Origin of the sequence: Streptomyces sp. RFCAC02 (genome assembly GCF_004193175.1) — a bacterium.
Classification (GTDB): domain Bacteria; phylum Actinomycetota; class Actinomycetes; order Streptomycetales; family Streptomycetaceae; genus Streptomyces.
The window spans coordinates 5506962-5522978 of sequence record NZ_SAUH01000001.1; the positions used below are offsets into that span (position 1 = coordinate 5506962).

Below are 16017 nucleotides of genomic sequence, written 5' to 3' on the forward strand. Positions count from 1 at the left end.
CCGCGGGGCGGAGCCCCGGCGGCTCAGGTCATCTGCTTGGCCTGGAGCCGCGCGTAGGCGCCGCCGAGCCGCAGCAGCTCGGCATGGGTGCCGATCTCCTGGATGTGGCCCTGGTCGAGGACCACGATCCGGTCGGCGTTCCTGACCGTGGACAGGCGGTGCGCGACGACGAACACCGTCCGTCCGCGCATCAGCCGGTCCATGGCCTCCTGCACCAGCGCCTCCGACCGGGTGTCGAGCGCGGAGGTCGCCTCGTCCAGCACCAGGATCCGCGGGTCGCGGATCAGGGCGCGGGCGATCGCGATGCGCTGCCGCTGGCCGCCGGACAGCCGCGCGCCGCGCTCGCCGACGACCGTGTCCAGGCCGGTGGGCAGCTCCTCCACGAACTCCAGGGCGTTCGCGTCGGCCAGCGCGGCCCGTACGGCCCGGTCGTCGGCGTCGGCCATGCCGTAGCCGACGTTCTCCCTGATGCTGCCCTCGAAGAGCACGGACTCCTGCGGCACCACCGACAGGAACCGCCGGTAGCTGCGGAGGTCGAGCGTCGCCATGTCGGTGCCGTCGAGGAGGATGCGGCCCGAGACGGGCCGGATGAAGCCGATGAGGAGGTTCAGCACGGTGGACTTGCCCGCGCCCGAAGCCCCGACCAGGGCGATGGTCTCGCCCGGCCGGACCGCGAGGTCGAAGCCGGTGACCGCGGCCGCGCCCTCGCCGTCGTAGCGGTAGTCCACCCGCTGGAAGTCGATGCGGCCCTTGACCGCCGTCACCTCGGTCTTCCCGGCGTTGATCTCCAGGTCGGGCGCCTGGAGCACCTCGCCGGCCGAGCGGACCGATTCGAGCCCCCTGCTGATGATCGGGGCGAGGCCCATCAGCATGGTCATCGAACCGGTGAGGGTCGTGAAGAAGGTGCTGAGCATCACCACGTCGCCCGCCGTGATCGGGAGCCACGCGTAGTAGGCGATCACGGCGGCGCCGGACAGGAAGCCGATGCCGATGGTGTTCAGCAGGATCCAGGCGATCGCGCCGAAGTGCCCGTTCAGCAGGTCGAGCCGTATGCCCGCCGTCAGGACCTTCCGCAGGGTGCCGTCCACACGCACGAGCGCGGCGCGCTCCAGGCCGTGGGCGCGCGTGACGGGGATGAGGCTGGTCATCTCGCCGACGCGCGCGGACAACTGCTCGACCTGGCGCCGGTACTTCTCGTTGTGGCCGCGCAGCCGGCCGCGCAGCCGCCGCACCAGCAGGGCGGAGGCCGGCACCAGGACGACGAAGACGGGCAGCGCGGCCGGGACGCGGACCGCGATGACGATCAGGCCGCCGACCAGGGTGATGACGGCGGCCAGTCCGGTGTCGGCGCTCTGCTGCACCGACTGCTCGATGTTCTCGACATCCCGGATGACCTTGGTCTGCAATGTGCTGGCGCTGACGCGGGAGTGATAGCCGATGGAGAGTTCCTGCATACGCCGGCACAGGGCGGACCGGAGGCCGGTGCCCACGCGCCGCACGCTGCCGTGCATGCAGCGGACGTAGAGCAGATGAGTCGGGTAATTCATCAGGAGAACGATCACCAGCACGAGGGTGTTGACCCACAGTTCGGAGGCCGGGCGTTTCTCGACGACGATGTCGATGATGTTGGCGGTGATCAGGGGAAGCAGCCAGACGGGGCTGTGCTTGACGATGAACGCCAGCACCGCCGTGAGAAGCCTGAAACGGGCTTCCCCGAAGAGGTAGACGAGGGTCCGCACCGGGTGTTCCCCCTGGTAGCGGTGCTCCAGGGGTCCTTGCGGAAGAGCCATGACAGCAGCACTCCAACGTCCGGGGAATGAGTTGGGGTCACTGTGCCCCCGGACGCGATCGAACATCCTCCGAAATGTCGATACCGGGTGGACTCTTCCCTTTTCCTTCAGGTTCGCGGTACTTCATATACATGGTGATAGTCACCCCGGCGGGCGCCAACTCTTTCCGAAACGGTGGCGGTGTCATCCCTCAGCGGTCCGATTTCGCAACTTCCGTATAGTCGCGGAAGGTGGTGCGGAGTGCGCTGCCGTACGGCCCCGCCCGGCGTTCGCAACCGTGCGCCTCGGCCGGTCGAGTGATGGGGGGCGTGAACGGCGCACCGGGGGTCGCGGCAAAACCGTTCTGAATAAGGCGACTTCTGAAAGTCGGCGATCATATCGGCAAGGATTCACGATGAATTACGGTCACCGTGTCACGTCGCCCTGGCACATGCCAAGACTCGGAGCATGGACAGCAGACCCGAAGCGCCACCCCGTCCCGGCACCACCGCACCGTCCGGCCACGCGGGGACGTGGCGGTTCACCGTGCCGCCCGACGACCTCTCCGTCCCCCGGGCACGGCACGCGGTGCGCGACCTCCTCGTCCGGCGCGCCGTCCCCCTCACCCCGGACCGGCTGCACAGCGTGCTGGTGATCCTGTCCGAGCTCGTGACCAACGCCGTCCGGCACGCGGCCCTCCTCACCCCGGAGATCGGGGTGGACATCGCCCTCGACGGCCGCACGCTCCGGGTGGCCGTCGAGGACGGCCACCCCTACCGCCCGCACGCCCTCGACGTGCCCCCCGACGGGCACGGCACGGGCGGGCGCGGCCTGCTCCTCGTCCAGACCATCGCGGAGGAGGCGGGCGGTTCCTCCGGCGCCGACCCGACGGCGGCCGGCGGGAAGACCGTCTGGGCGGTCCTCCCGCTCGACGGCCACCCGCCCGGCCCGCTCACCAGCCCGCGTCGGTCCCCGTGACCCGGCGGATGCCCGGCAGCGCCGCGTCGAGCACGGTCCCGAACCAGGCCGAGAACGTGTCCCCGGCACGCAGCCGCGCCAACTCGGCGGCCGTCACGAACTCCGTCTCCGCCACCTCCGCCGGGTCCGGCCGCAGCGGGGCCGCCACCAGGCCGGCGAACAGATGGTTGTACTCCTGCTCGACCAGCCCCGAAAGGGGATCGGGGTGGTTGTAGCGGACCGTGCCCACCGCCCGCAGCGACTCCGGCGCCGCGCCCAGTTCCTCCGTGGTCCGCCGCGTCGCGGCGAGGAACGGCGCCTCGCCCGGCAGCGGATGACCGCAGCAGGTGTTCGACCAGACACCGGGGGAGTGGTACTTGCCGTGCGCCCGGCGCTGGAGCAGCAGCCGGCCCGAGGCGTCGAAGAGGAAGACCGAGAACGCCCGGTGGAGCCGGCCGGGAGCCCGGTGGGCCGCCAGCTTCTCGGCCGTGCCGATCGTCGTGCCGTCCTCGTCGACGAGTTCCAGCATGATCGGCTCCGCCGCTGCGGCGCTGCTGTGGGGCATGGATGCTTTCCTCTTCTTCCCGTTGCGCATGCGTGTTTTCCGGTGCTTCCCGGCCTTTGTCGCCGAATGTCGCCCAGCGTGATGCCGGCGCGGTGGATATCGCCTGTTTCTGCTTTTCCCGGGATCTGACCGGTTTCCTGTTCAGTCTGCCCCACCGGGCCGGGCGCGCGGGCGCGGTCGCCGCAGGACGCGGGCGCATCCCGCCCGCGGGGACCGGGGCGCGGCCCTCTCCCGTGATCGCGTAGGGTCGCATCGGCTCCCGGAGTGGCAACCCGATATGAACTCCGGGTTTCCTGATGCCAACGCCCTGCTTGCCGCGCGATGGTCATCGGATAATCTCTGCCGACGTGCGGCCGCACAGAGCGGTCACGCCCCAAGGAGTGAGTCTGCTGTCGATCGCGATCCTCACCGGTTCGCCCGTCCCCGGGTCGCCACTGGAAGACGACCTGCGCGCGCTCGGATTCACCGTGACGGTGGCGGCGGAGGGCGACCTCACGGCCGCGCTCGACCGGGCCGCCCCCGAAGCGCGCGTCGCCGTCGTCGATCCGCGGTTCACCGGCCACCGGCACGCCCTGCGGCTCGCCCTCACCGATCCCCGGTTCGAGGCCGCGGCGATCCCCGGCGCCCTCACGGTCCTGCCGCCCGCCCGCCCGGCGCTGGCGTCCGCCGCCGCCGGCGGCGCGCCCCGCACCGACCGGCTCACCGACGCGCTGGCCGCCGCCGGAACCCCCGTCCACCGGCCCGAACTCGGCACGCTCACCGCCACCGTCCCCGCGACCGACACCGAACGCGCCCGTGCCGCCGAGGCCGTGGCCGCCGTCGACGACGAGGCGGTCCGGCTGCGGTCCGCCGTCAAGTCCCGCGACGGCTTCACCACGACGTTCCTTGTCAGCCCGTACTCCCGCTACATCGCCCGCTGGTGCGCCCGGCGCGGCCTCACCCCGAACCAGGTCACCACCGCGTCCCTGGTCACCGCGCTGATCGCGGCCGGCTGCGCCGCGACCGGCACCCGGGGCGGCTTCATCGCCGCCGGGGTCCTGCTGCTCGCCTCGTTCGTCCTCGACTGCACGGACGGCCAGCTCGCCCGCTACTCCCTCCAGTACTCCACCCTCGGCGCCTGGCTCGACGCGACCTTCGACCGCGCCAAGGAGTACGCGTACTACGCGGGGCTCGCCCTCGGCGCGGCCCGCGGCGGCGACGACGTGTGGGCGCTCGCCCTCGCGGCCATGGTGCTCCAGTCCTGCCGCCACATCGTCGACTTCGCGTTCAACGACGCCCACCCGCCGGCGCCGCCCGGCGGCGGAAGCCGCGCCCCCGCGGCGGCCACCGCCCTGTCGGGCCGCCTCGACAGCATCGGCTGGACCGTCTGGGCCCGCCGCATGATCGTCCTCCCCATCGGTGAACGCTGGCTGCTGATCGCCGTCCTCACGGCACTCACCACTCCCCGCGTCACCTTCATCGTGCTGCTGGCCGCCTGCGGCTTCGCGGCCTGCTACACCACGGCCGGCCGCCTGCTGCGGTCCCGCCGCCTACCCGGCCCGACACCCGAGGCGGCCCGCACGCTCACCGGCCTCACCGACAGCGGCCCCCTGGCCGGCCTGATCAGCAGGATCCCCGCGCCGCGCGGCCCGTTCCCCGCTCCCGCGTGGGCGCTCGGCGGCACCGTGCTGCTCGTGGCGTCCGCCCTGTGGGCCGGCACCGACCACGCCTGGTACGTCGTGGCGGCGGCCGTCTGCTACGCCATCGCCACGGGCCGGGCGCAGGCGGCGCCCCTGCGCAGGCCCTTCGACTGGCTGCTCCCGCCGCTGTTCCGCGCGGCGGAGTACCTCACGATCCTCGTGCTCGCGGCCCGCAGCGGGGTGAACGGGGCGTTGCCGGCGGCTTTCGGTCTGGTGGCCGCTTGCGCCTACCATCACTACGACACGGTGTACCGCCTCCGCGGCGGTGCCGGGGCGCCTCCGCCCTGGCTGGTCATGTCCACCGGGGGTCACGAGGGGCGCGTTCTCGTGGTCACCGTCGCCGCCGCCCTGTGGGCGGCCGGGCAGGGCTTCACCACCGCGCTGGCCGTCCTCGCGGGGGCGGTGGCGCTCCTGGTGCTGGCGGAGAGCATCCGATTCTGGATCTCCTCCTCCGCACCGGCCGTACACGACGAAACAGGAGAACCCGCATGATCGGCCTCGTGCTGGCCGCCGGCGCCGGACGGCGTCTTCGCCCCTACACCGACACCCTGCCCAAGGCACTGGTGCCGGTCGTGACGCCGGAGGGCGAGGACGGGGAGAGCAGAACCGTCCTCGACCTCACGCTGGCCAACTTCGCCGAGGTCGGCCTCACCGAGGCGGCGATCGTCGTCGGCTACCGCAAGGAGGCCGTGGTCGAGCGCCGTGCGGACCTGGAGCGGCGGTACGGCGTCCGCCTCACCCTCGTCGAGAACGACAAGGCCGAGGAGTGGAACAACGCCTACTCCCTGTGGTGCGCCCGTGACGTCCTGCGCGAGGGCGTGATCCTCGCCAACGGCGACACGGTCCACCCGGCGTCCGTCGAGCGCACCCTGCTCGCCGCCCGCGGCGAGGACCGGCGCATCATCCTGGCCCTCGACACGGCGAAGAAGCTCGCCGACGAGGAGATGAAGGTCGTCACCGAGCCGGGGAAGGGCGTGCGGCGCATCACCAAGCTGATGGACCCCGCCGAGGCCACCGGCGAGTACATCGGCGTCACGCTCATCGAGCCCGAGGCCGCCGGCGAACTGGCCGACGCCCTGCGCACCACCTTCGAGCGCGACCCGCAGCTCTACTACGAGGACGGGTACCAGGAGCTGGTCAACCGCGGCTTCCGCGTCGACACCGCGCCGATCGGCGAGGTGAGCTGGGTCGAGATCGACAACCACGAGGACCTCGCCCGGGGACGGGAGATCGCGTGCCGGTACTGACCCGTCTGATCCCGTCCCCGGTGTCGGTGGACATCGCCGCCGGGGCGCTGGACAACCTCGGCGGGCTCCTCGCCGACCAGCGGATCTCATCCTCCGGCCGGCTCGCCGTCGCCATCAGCAACGGCTCGGGGACGGCCCTGCGCGAGCGCCTGGCGCCCGCGCTGCCCGGGGCCGAGTGGTACGAGGTGTGCGGCGGCACGATCGACGCCGCCGTCGGGCTGGCCGACGCCATGCGCTCGGGCCACTACGACGCCGTGGTCGGCCTGGGCGGCGGCAAGATCATCGACGTCGCCAAGTACGCGGCGGCACGCGTCGGCCTGCCCATGGTCGCCGTCGCCACGAACCTGGCGCACGACGGGATCTGCTCCCCGGTCTCCACGCTGGACAACGACGCCGGCCGCGGCTCGTACGGCGTGCCCACCCCGATCGCCCTCGTCGTCGACCTCGACGTCATCCGCGACGCCCCCCTGCGCTACGTCCGCTCCGGCATCGGCGACGCCGTGTCGAACCTCTCGGCCATCGCCGACTGGGAGCTGTCCCGCCGCGAGACGGGCGAGCAGGTGGACGGTCTGGCCGCCGCCATGGCGAGGCAGGCGGGCGAGGCCGTGCTGCGGCACCCCGGCGGCTGCGGCGACGACGCGTTCCTCACGGTGCTGGCGGAGGCCCTGGTGCTGTCCGGCATCGCCATGACGATCGCCGGCCACACCCGGCCGTCGTCGGGCGCGTGCCACGAGATCTCCCACGCGCTGGACATCCTCTACCCGGGCCGTTCCGCACCGCACGGGGACCAGGTCGGGCTCGGCGCGGCCTTCGCGATGCACCTGCGCGGCGCGCGCGACGACTGCCTGCTGATCGCGGACGTCCTGCGCCGGCACGGCCTGCCGGTGCTGCCCGGGGACATCGGCTTCAGCACGGAGGAGTTCGTGTCCGCCGTGGCGTTCGCCCCCCGGACCAGGCCCGGCCGTTACACCATCCTGGAACACCTCGACCTGTCGAACGACGAGATCAGGGACGCGTACGCGGATTATGTCAAAACCATCGGTAGCTGAACTCAGGCCGGTCGTGCACCCCGCCGGGGTGAAGGACCGGCGCAGCGGTGAGCACTGGGCCGGGCGCCTGTACATGCGGGAGATCTCCCTGCGCTGGACCCGGCACCTGGTGAACGCCCGGGTCACGCCGAACCAGCTCACCTACCTGATGGTCGTGGCCGGTGTGGCGGCCGGCGCGGTCCTGCTGGTGCCGGGTCTCGCGGGCGCGCTGGTCGCCGCGCTGCTGATCCAGCTCTACCTGCTGCTCGACTGCGTGGACGGCGAGGTCGCCCGCTGGCGGCGGCAGACGTCCGTGACGGGCGTCTACCTCGACCGCGTCGGCCACTACCTGGCGGAGGCGGCCCTGCTGGTCGGCTTCGGTGTGCGGGCGGCCGACGTGTTCGCGGTCGAGGAGCACGCGCCGAACTGGCTGTGGGCCTTCCTCGGCACGCTCGCCGCGCTCGGCGCGATCCTGATCAAGGCCGAGACGGACCTCGTGGACGTCGCGCGGACCCGCAGCGGGCTGCCCGCCGTGCGGGACGAGGCGGCCGCGCCCCGGTCGTCGGGCGTGGCGGCGGCCCGCCGCGCGGCGTCGGCGCTGAAGTTCCACCGCCTGGTCGGCGGGGTGGAGGCGTCACTGCTCATCCTGGTGGTGGCGATCCTCGACCTGGTGCGGGGCGACCTGTTCTTCACGCGCCTCGGCGTCGCGCTGCTGGCGGCGATCGCGGTACTGCAGACGCTGCTGCACCTGGTGTCGATCCTCGCGTCGAGCAGGCTGAGGTGACGGGCGTGGGCACGGCACAGCTGCGGCTCGGCGCGGTCGTCCTGACGATGGGGGACCGTCCAGCGGAGCTGCGCGCGCTGCTGGACTCCGTCGCCGCGCAGGAGGGCGAGCGGATCGAGGTGGTCGTCGTCGGCAACGGCGCGGCCCTCCCCGATCTGCCGCCCGGCGTCCGCAGCGTCGAACTCCCGGAGAACCTCGGCATCCCCGGTGGCCGGAACGTGGGCATCGAGACGTTCGGCCCCGGGGGGAGGGACGTCGATGTCCTCCTGTTTCTGGACGACGATGGACTACTTCCGGACAAAAACACGGCGGAACTGGTTCGGGCGGCCTTCGCGGACGATCCGCGCCTCGGGATCGTGAGCTTCCGCATCGCCGATCCGGCCACCGGTACCACCCAGCGGCGCCACGTGCCCCGGCTGCGGGCCTCCGACCCGATGCGCTCCTCGCGCGTGACGACGTTCCTCGGTGGCGCGAACGCGGTGCGTTCCGCCGTGTTCCAGCAGGTCGGCGGCCTCCCGGACGACTTCTTCTACGCCCATGAGGAGACCGACCTCGCCTGGCGTGCCCTGGACGCCGGCTGGTTCATCGACTACCGCGCCGACATGCTCCTGCACCACCCCGCGACCCCGCCGTCCCGGCACGCGGTCTACCACCGCATGGTCGCCAGGAACCGCGTGTGGCTCGCCCGGCGCAACCTGCCGATGCCCCTGATCCCCGTCTATCTCCTGGTATGGGTGCTCCTGACCCTCGCCCGCCGCCCGTCGCGCGCGGCGCTCGGGGCGTGGTTCCGCGGCTTCGCCGAGGGCTGGCGCACGCCGTGCGGTCCCCGCAGGCCGATGCGTTGGCGTACGGTATGGCGCCTGACCCGTCTGGGACGCCCCCCTGTCATCTGACAAGCTCGGGTCTGAGAACATCCCGGTGCCGCAGTAACGCGGCAGCGCCTACCGCCTTTGCCCTGCGAGGACGAGAGTTACCAGGTGAGTGAGACCACGCGCGAGAGCGCGCCCCCACGTGCCGTGCCCCTGGCCGAGCTGGCGGCCAGACACGGTCTGACCGTCAGCGGGGCGCGGCCGTCCCTACCGGACTACGTGAGGCAGCTTTGGGGGCGCCGGCATTTCATCGTCGCGTTCTCGCAGGCCAAGCTGATGGCCCAGTACGGGCAGGCCAAACTCGGCCAGCTCTGGCAGGTGTTCACGCCGATGCTGAACGCCGCCGTCTACTTCCTGATCTTCGGACTGCTGCTCGGCGGCCGGGGTGACATGGAGAACGGCGAGTACGTCCCGTTCCTCGTCACGGGCGTCTTCGTCTTCGCGTTCACCCAGAACTCGGTCCTCTCCGGCGTCAAGTCGATCTCGGGGAACCTCGGCCTGGTGCGGGCGCTCCACTTCCCGCGGGCGTCGCTCCCCATCTCGTTCTCGCTCCAGCAGCTCCAGCAGCTCCTGTTCTCGATGATCATCCTCTTCGTCGTGGTGCTCGGTTTCGGCCACATGCCGATGTGGACCTGGGTGCTCATCGTCCCCGCGCTCCTGCTCCAGCTCGTCTTCAACTCCGGTCTTGCGATGATCATGGCCAGGCTGGGCAGCAACACCCCCGACCTCGTCCAGCTGATGCCGTTCATCCTGCGCACCTGGATGTACGCGTCGGGCGTCATGTTCCCGCTCCGGCACATGATCGAGACCCGGGCGGACGGCCCGAGCTGGGTCGCGAGCGTGCTGGAGGCCAACCCGGCCGCCGTCTACATGGATCTGATGCGCTACGCGCTGATCGACGGCAGCTACCACGACACCGTCCCCGCCACGACCTGGTGGTTCGCGCTGGGCTGGGCGGTCGTCGTCGGCATAGGCGGATTCGTGTTCTTCTGGAAGGCAGAGGAGAAGTACGGCCGTGGCTGAGCAGAGCATTTCCGCGGTGGCGCCGGACGACGGGCGCCGGCCCACGGTCATCGCCGAGGACCTCCACATCGTCTACCGCGTCTACGGCGGCGGGAACCGGGGCAACGCCACCGCCGCCCTGCGCCGCATGGTCCGCCGCGAGCCCTCGCGCCGCGTGAGGGAGGTGCACGCCGTGCGGGGCGTCAGTTTCGTCGCCTACCGGGGGGAGGCGATCGGCCTCATCGGGACGAACGGTTCGGGCAAGTCGACCCTGCTGCGGGCCATCGCCGGGCTGCTCCCGGCGGAGCGCGGCCGGGTCTACACGGACGGCCAGCCGTCCCTGCTCGGGGTCAACGCGGCCCTGATGAACGACCTCACCGGCGAACGCAACGTCATCCTCGGCGGCCTGGCCATGGGCATGACCCGCGAGCAGATCAAGTCGCGTTACGACGACATCGTCGACTTCTCGGGGATCAACGACAAGGGCGACTTCATCTCCCTCCCGATGCGGACCTACTCCTCCGGCATGCAGGCCCGCCTGCGGTTCTCCATCGCCGCGGCGAAGGACCACGACGTGCTCATGATCGACGAGGCGCTGGCCACCGGTGACAAGAAGTTCCAGCGCCGCTCCGAGGCGCGGGTGCGGGAGCTGCGGGAGGAGGCCGGCACCGTCTTCCTCGTCAGCCACAACAACCGGTCCATCCGCAACACGTGCGACCGCGTCCTGTGGCTGGAGAAGGGCGAGCTGGTCATGGACGGCCCCACGGATCAGGTGCTCAAGGCGTACGAGGAGGAGACGGGCAAGTAGCCCGCGCCCCTCAGGTCCCGGCGTCACCGCGTGTCCCGCGCCGGGATTCGTCAGACCATAAGGTAAAACAACAGACATGACGACCACGGCGCCCCCGGTGCCCACGGACCGTACGGCCCCCACGGCGAGCACACCGCCCGGGGGCCGCCCGTGCTGACCGCCCCGCCCGGCGACGGCGACACCGGGGGCGTCCTCGCGAAGGCCGCCCACGAGAACTTCCCCGTGGCCCCCCGCTTCCTGCCCCGCGCCTGGCGGGACGACCTCATGGCCGTCTACGGCTTCGCCCGCCTCGTCGACGACATCGGCGACGGCGATCTCGCCCCCGGCGGCGGCGACGCCGTCCTCCTCGGCCTCGACGCCTCCGCCGCCGACGACCGGCCGGCCCTGCTGGACGCCGTGACCGACGACCTGTACCGCGTCTTCGACAGCGCCCGCGGCGGCACCCCGCCCCGCCATCCGCTGCTGCGCGAACTGATCCCCACCGTCCGCCGCGCCGGCCTGGAGCCCCGCCCGTTCCTCGACCTCATCGAGGCCAACCGCACGGACCAGCAGGTCAGCCGCTACCCCGATCTCGACGCCCTCCTGCACTACTGCACGCTGTCCGCCAACCCCGTCGGCCGCCTCGTCCTCGGCATCACCGGCACGGCGACCGAGGAGAGCGTGCGCAGGTCCGACGCCATCTGCACCGCGCTCCAGATCATCGAGCACCTCCAGGACGTCGCCGAGGACCTGCGCCGGGACCGGATCTACCTGCCGGCCGACGCCATGCGCCGCTTCCACGTCACCGAGTCCGACCTCGCCCTGCCCACCGCCAGCGCCTCCGTGCGCACCCTGGTCGCCTGGCTGACCGAGCAGGCACGTAGGCTGCTGGACGAGGGCGCCCCGCTGGTGGGAGCCCTCCGAGGGCGGCTGCGCCTCCTCCTCGCCGGCTTCGTCGGCGGCGGACGGGCGGCGGCCCGGGCCATCGCCGACGCCGGGTACGACGTGCTGGCCGGCCCTCCCCGACCGAGCAGGAGCGGCCTGCTGCGCGCGGCCGGAACGACCCTGCGAAGAGGAACGTGAGCTTCAGTCCGTGACCCCCGTGACCACCCCAGCCCCCAGACGACCCGCCCTGTCCCCGGCCGTGGACGCCGCCTACCGGTACTGCGCGGCCGTCTCCACCCGCCACGCGAAGAACTTCAGCTACGGCGCCCGCCTCATGCCGCCCGCGAAGCGCAACGCCCTCTACGCGCTGTACGCCTTCGCGCGCCGCGTGGACGACATCGGTGACGGCACCCTCGACCCCGCGGTCAAGGAGGAACGTCTCGCCGGTACCCGCGCCCTCCTGGACCGCGTCCGCGACAAGCGCGTCGACGAGGACGACACGGACCCGGTCGCCGTGGCCCTCGCCCACGCCACCCACCGCTTCCCCATCCCGCTCGGCGGCCTCGACGAGCTGATCGACGGCGTCCTGCTCGATGTCCGCGGCCATGCCTACGAGACCTGGGACGACCTGCGCCACTACTGCCGCTGCGTCGCCGGCGCCATAGGCCGGCTGTGCCTCGGTGTCTTCGGCACGGCCCCCGGCGCGCGCGGGACCGCCCGCGCCGCCGAGTACGCCGACACCCTCGGCCTCGCCCTCCAGCTCACCAACATCCTCCGCGACATCCGCGAGGACGCGGCCAACGGCCGCACCTATCTGCCGGCCGAGGACCTGCGCGCCTTCGGCTGCGCGTCGGGACCGCACCTCGACCCGCCGCCCTCCGGCGCCGACTTCGCCGGTCTCGTCCGCTTCGAGGTGGCGCGCGCCCGGGGTCTTTTCGCCCAGGGCCTGCGTCTGCTGCCGATGCTCGACCGCAGGTCGGGGGCCTGCGTCGCAGCGATGGCCGGCACCTACCACCGGCTGCTCGACCGCATCGACGACGACCCCCGCGCCGTCCTGCGCGGCAGGATCGGGCTGCCCGGCATGCAGAAGGCCATGGTCGCCCTGCGCGGCCTCAGCGGCCTGGACACGCGCCGTGCCGCACGGGCGGGCCTGGTATGACCGCGCCCCGGCACACCGCGGTCGTGGGCGGCGGTCTTGCCGGGATCACGGCGGCCCTCGCCCTCGCCGACCGGGGGCACCGCGTCACGCTGCTGGAGACCCGGCCGCGGCTCGGCGGCCTCGCGTTCTCCTTCCACCGCGACTCGCCGGCCGGCCGCCTCACCGTCGACAACGGGCAGCACGTCCACCTGCGGTGCTGCACGGCCTACCGGGCCTTCCTGCACCGCGTCGGCGGCGCCGCCCTCGCACCCCTCCAGCCGCGGCTGGACGTGCCGGTCCTGGACGCGGCGGGCGGGCGCGCCGGCCGCATCCGCAGGGCCGCCCTGCCCGTGCCGTTCCACCTCGCGGGCACCCTCGCGCGCTACCCCCACCTGTCGACGGCCGAGCGGGCCGCCGTACCGCGCGCCGTCCTCGCGCTGCGCCGCCTCGACCCGGCCGACCCCGCGCTCGACGGGCAGGACTTCGCCGGCTGGCTGCGCCGCCACGGGCAGAGCGACCGCGCGATCACCGCGCTGTGGGACCTCATCGGCGTCGCCACGCTGAACGCCCGCGCCGCCGACGTCTCCCTCGCCCTGGCCGCCATGGTGTTCCGCACCGGGCTGCTGACCGATCCGGGGGCCGCCGACATCGGCGTGGCCCGCGTCCCCCTCGGCACGCTCCACCACACCCTCGCCCTGGCCGCCCTCGACCGGGCCGGTGTCACGACGCGCCTGGCCACCAGGACGCGCGCCCTGCGGCCCGCGCCGGGCGGCGGCTGGCACCTGGTGCTCGGCACGCGCGGCCCCGGCGCGGAGAACCCGGCGGTACGCGAGCTGACGGCCGACGCCGTGATCCTCGCCGTCCCGCAGGACGCCGCACGCCGTCTCCTGCCGGCCGGCGCCGTCCCCGACCCGGAGCGGCTCGACGGCATCGGGACGGCGCCCATCCTGAACGCGCACGTCCTGTACGACCGGACGGTGTCGCGCCGTCCGTTCTTCGCGGCCATCGGCGGACCCGTCCAGTGGGTGTTCGACCGCACCCGGGCGTCGGGCGCGCGCGGCGGCCAGTACCTCGTCCTGTCGCAGTCCGCGGCGGGGGAGGAGATCGGGCTCCCGGCGGACGTTCTGCGCGAGCGCTACCTGCCCGAGCTGGCGCGGCTGCTGCCCGCCGCGCGGACGGCGCGCGTCGTCGACTTCTTCGTGACCAGGGAGCGGGCCGCCACGTTCGCCCCGGCCCCCGGCGTCGGCCGCCTGCGTCCTGGACCGGTCACCCGTGCCCCCGGACTCCACCTGGCCGGCGCGTGGACCGCCACCGGCTGGCCCGCGACGATGGAGGGCGCCGTCCGCAGCGGTGTCGCCGCCGCCCGCGCGGCCGCGACCGGCCTCCTCACCCCCGACCGGCACAGCGCGGCCGACAGCGCCGTGGACAGCATCAAGGAGACCACGTGAACCCCCCGCAAGACCGGTCCGGCGGCGCCGCCGCCCTGCTCGCACGCGGACGGACGCTGGCCGCTCCCGCGCTGCGCTCGGCCGTCGGCCGGCTCGCCCCGCCGATGGACACCGTGGCCGCCTACCACTTCGGCTGGATCGACGCCGACGGCCGTCCGACCGATGCCGACAGCGGCAAGGCCGTACGGCCCGCCCTCGCGCTGCTGTCCGCCGAGGCCGCGGGCGCGCCGGCGGAGACGGGCGTCCCCGGCGCGGTCGCCGTCGAACTGGTGCACAATTTCTCGCTGCTCCACGACGACCTGATGGACGGCGACGAGCAACGCAGGCACCGCGACACGGTGTGGAAGGTGCACGGTCCCGCGCAGGCCATCCTCGTCGGTGACGCGCTGTTCGCCCTGGCCATCGAGGTCGTCCTGGAGGCCGGGACGACGGACGCCGCCCGCGCGACCCGCCGGCTGGCCACGGCGAGCCGCCGCCTGGTCGACGGGCAGGCGCAGGACATCGCGTTCGAGCACCGCGAGCGGGTGACCGTCGCCGAGTGCCTGGAGATGGAGGGCAACAAGACGGGGGCGCTCCTCGCGTGCGCCGCCGCCATCGGCGCCGTCCTCGGCGGCGCGGACGACGCGACGGCGGACGCGCTGGAGACGTACGGCCACCGCCTCGGCCTCGCCTTCCAGGCGGTGGACGACCTGCTCGGCATCTGGGGCGACCCGGCGGCCACGGGGAAGCCCGCCTGGAGCGACCTGCGGCAGCGCAAGAAGTCCCTGCCCGTGGTGGCGGCCCTGGCGGGCTCGAACCCCGCGGCCGAGCGGCTCGGCGCCCTGCTGATGGCGGACGCGAAGAAGCCGGCGGAGGAGTTCGAGGACTTCGACGAGGCCGAGTTCGCGGCGCGGGCGGCACTCGTCGACGAGGCGGGCGGCCGCCGCTGGGCCGCAGAGGAGGCGCGCCGCCAGCACGAGGCCGCCCTGACCGCCCTGGAGGGCCTGGGCCTGCCCGCGGACGTGCACCGGCGGTTCGCCGAATTGGCGGACTTCGTGGTCGTCCGCACGAAGTGACGCCGCCACCCCGCCCCCTTTCTCGTACGCGCGTGCGACCGGAGGAGGGCCGGCGCGGACCATGAGGGCATGAGCGACACCCTCTTCCCGCGTGAGCGGAACGAGATCGCCCCCGGCGCCGTCCACCTGCCCGACTGGCTCGGCGACGACCGGCAGCGCGCGCTGCTCGACGCCTGCCGCGCCTGGGCCGGACCGCCCGCCGGCCTGCGGACCGTACGGCTGCGCGGCGGAATCATGTCGGTGCGGCAGATGTCACTCGGCCTGCACTGGTACCCGTACGGGTACGCGCGCACGGCGTGCGACGGCGACGGCGCCCCCGTGAAGCCGTTCCCTGCCTGGCTCGGCACCTGGGCGCTCCGGGCCGTCGCCGACGCGGGGCTCCCGGCCCCCGCCGACCCGTACGACGTGGCGCTCGTCAACTTCTACGCAGCCGGCGCCCGCATGGGCATGCACCGGGACAGCGACGAGCGTTCACCCGCCCCCGTCGTCTCGTTCAGCCTCGGCGACTCCTGCGTCTTCCGCTTCGGGAACACCGAGAGCCGCGCCCGCCCCTGGACGGACGTCCCCCTGCGCGGCGGGGACGCGTTCGTCTTCGGAGGCCCCGCCCGTTTGGCCTTCCACGGCGTTCCGCGCACCCGTCCCGGCACGGCGCCGCCGCGGCTCGGCCTCACGGGACGGCTCAATGTGACGGTCCGCGCGTCCGGCCTCACCTGATCGGAGCACACCCGTCCCGGCCGGAATCGGTCAAGACAGGCCCTGCCGTATTCACTCATTGGAAGGTGGCGAGGGGTGGCGATTGGCGGA

At 73.1% G+C, this 16017-nt stretch carries 15 protein-coding genes; 13 read left to right on the plus strand and 2 right to left on the minus strand.

Annotated elements, in window-relative coordinates:
- Positions 1 to 23: 23 nt before the first annotated feature.
- A complete protein-coding gene (locus tag EMA09_RS25450; RefSeq protein WP_129843300.1) occupies positions 24 to 1790 on the minus strand; it encodes an ABC transporter ATP-binding protein in 1767 nt (588 codons plus the stop codon).
- A gap of 447 nt (positions 1791 to 2237) precedes the next feature.
- Between EMA09_RS25450 and EMA09_RS25455 the strand changes: the two genes are divergently transcribed.
- Positions 2238 to 2747, plus strand: coding sequence for an ATP-binding protein (locus EMA09_RS25455; RefSeq protein WP_129843301.1), 510 nt, complete (start codon positions 2238 to 2240; stop codon positions 2745 to 2747).
- Here EMA09_RS25455 and idi read toward each other — a convergent pair.
- Positions 2722 to 3291: an isopentenyl-diphosphate Delta-isomerase gene (idi, locus tag EMA09_RS25460; RefSeq protein WP_129843302.1), complete on the minus strand. Its 570-nt coding sequence runs from the start codon at positions 3289 to 3291 to the stop codon at positions 2722 to 2724. The two genes, EMA09_RS25455 and idi, sit on opposite strands and share 26 nt — an antisense overlap.
- 389 nt (positions 3292 to 3680) lie before the next feature.
- Here idi and EMA09_RS25465 point away from each other — a divergent pair, with 389 nt between their 5' ends.
- The 12 genes from EMA09_RS25465 (at position 3681) to EMA09_RS25520 (ending at position 15927) form a co-directional block, all read left to right on the plus strand.
- The gene (locus EMA09_RS25465; protein ID WP_129844255.1) at positions 3681 to 5462 is read left to right on the plus strand and encodes a DUF5941 domain-containing protein; all 1782 of its coding nucleotides are present in this window, start codon (positions 3681 to 3683) and stop codon (positions 5460 to 5462) included.
- Entirely contained in the window at positions 5459 to 6217 is a 759-nt protein-coding gene (locus EMA09_RS25470) for a phosphocholine cytidylyltransferase family protein (RefSeq protein WP_129843303.1), read from the plus strand. The genes EMA09_RS25465 and EMA09_RS25470 overlap by 4 nt, the downstream gene beginning before the upstream one ends.
- On the plus strand, positions 6205 to 7266 hold the full coding sequence (locus tag EMA09_RS25475) for an iron-containing alcohol dehydrogenase family protein (protein ID WP_129843304.1): 1062 nt from the start codon (positions 6205 to 6207) through the stop codon (positions 7264 to 7266). Before EMA09_RS25470 ends, EMA09_RS25475 begins: the two co-directional genes overlap by 13 nt.
- Positions 7244 to 8029: a CDP-alcohol phosphatidyltransferase family protein gene (locus EMA09_RS25480; protein ID WP_129843305.1), complete on the plus strand. Its 786-nt coding sequence runs from the start codon at positions 7244 to 7246 to the stop codon at positions 8027 to 8029. The genes EMA09_RS25475 and EMA09_RS25480 overlap by 23 nt, the downstream gene beginning before the upstream one ends.
- 47 nt (positions 8030 to 8076) lie before the next feature.
- Positions 8077 to 8922, plus strand: a complete 846-nt coding sequence (locus EMA09_RS25485; RefSeq protein ID WP_168220868.1) for a glycosyltransferase — start codon at positions 8077 to 8079, stop codon at positions 8920 to 8922.
- Positions 8923 to 9006: 84 nt separating this feature from the next.
- Positions 9007 to 9921, plus strand: coding sequence for an ABC transporter permease (locus EMA09_RS25490; protein ID WP_129843306.1), 915 nt, complete (start codon positions 9007 to 9009; stop codon positions 9919 to 9921).
- The gene (locus EMA09_RS25495; protein ID WP_168220804.1) at positions 9914 to 10708 is read left to right on the plus strand and encodes an ABC transporter ATP-binding protein; all 795 of its coding nucleotides are present in this window, start codon (positions 9914 to 9916) and stop codon (positions 10706 to 10708) included. The genes EMA09_RS25490 and EMA09_RS25495 overlap by 8 nt, the downstream gene beginning before the upstream one ends.
- 150 nt (positions 10709 to 10858) lie before the next feature.
- Positions 10859 to 11770, plus strand: a complete 912-nt coding sequence (hpnC, locus tag EMA09_RS25500) for a squalene synthase HpnC (RefSeq protein ID WP_129843307.1) — start codon at positions 10859 to 10861, stop codon at positions 11768 to 11770.
- 19 nt (positions 11771 to 11789) lie between these two features.
- Positions 11790 to 12731, plus strand: coding sequence for a presqualene diphosphate synthase HpnD (gene hpnD / locus EMA09_RS25505; protein ID WP_240796563.1), 942 nt, complete (start codon positions 11790 to 11792; stop codon positions 12729 to 12731).
- Positions 12728 to 14158 carry a hydroxysqualene dehydroxylase HpnE gene (hpnE, locus tag EMA09_RS25510; protein ID WP_129843308.1) on the plus strand — a complete coding sequence of 477 codons (1431 nt, stop codon included), beginning with the start codon at positions 12728 to 12730 and terminating at the stop codon, positions 14156 to 14158. The genes hpnD and hpnE overlap by 4 nt, the downstream gene beginning before the upstream one ends.
- Positions 14155 to 15213, plus strand: coding sequence for a polyprenyl synthetase family protein (locus EMA09_RS25515; protein ID WP_129843309.1), 1059 nt, complete (start codon positions 14155 to 14157; stop codon positions 15211 to 15213). The genes hpnE and EMA09_RS25515 overlap by 4 nt, the downstream gene beginning before the upstream one ends.
- Before the next feature lie 69 nt (positions 15214 to 15282).
- Positions 15283 to 15927: an alpha-ketoglutarate-dependent dioxygenase AlkB gene (locus tag EMA09_RS25520; protein WP_129843310.1), complete on the plus strand. Its 645-nt coding sequence runs from the start codon at positions 15283 to 15285 to the stop codon at positions 15925 to 15927.
- Positions 15928 to 16017: the final 90 nt, after the last annotated feature.